The sequence below is a fragment of the Ochrobactrum sp. SFR4 genome (assembly GCF_019730395.1).
Taxonomy (GTDB): domain Bacteria; phylum Pseudomonadota; class Alphaproteobacteria; order Rhizobiales; family Rhizobiaceae; genus Pseudochrobactrum.
Genome location: NZ_JAAPBB010000285.1, coordinates 1 through 401, shown reverse-complemented (window position 1 = coordinate 401; position 401 = coordinate 1). Strand labels below are relative to the sequence as shown.

The 401-nt window shown below is 60.1% G+C and carries 1 protein-coding gene; it reads left to right on the top strand.

All coding sequences use genetic code 11. From position 1 onward, the window contains the following. Window positions 1-194 precede the first annotated feature (194 nt). Window positions 195-401 (top strand): SulP family inorganic anion transporter (locus HBA93_RS19010; protein ID WP_502910141.1); only part of this gene is annotated, 207 nt, incomplete at its 3' end.

The window sequence follows — 401 nt, the reverse complement described above, 5'->3', positions numbered from 1 at the left end:
AGACTATTGACGGGCCGGTCCTGGGTTATTGCCGCTCCGGTGCCCGCTCTGCGGCGCTCTATTCATCAATCGGGCAGTAGCCCCCCTACTGTCCGATCGGCCGCTGTCACTTCCCCCTCTTCGTGACAGCGCCCAACCAGGTTTTCTCACGCTCCAAGCCATTCATGTCAAAAATCTCCCGATATTACCCGTTCATGCAGTGGGTCAAAACCTATGATGGCACCGTTCTGACCAGCGACTTGTTGGCGGCGGTGATCGTCACCATCATGTTGATCCCGCAGTCGTTGGCTTATGCCATGCTGGCCGGTCTGCCGGCGGAAGTCGGCCTTTACGCGTCGATCCTACCGCTCGTAGCCTATGCGATCTTCGGCACCAGCCGCACGCTGGCGGTCGGGCCGGTC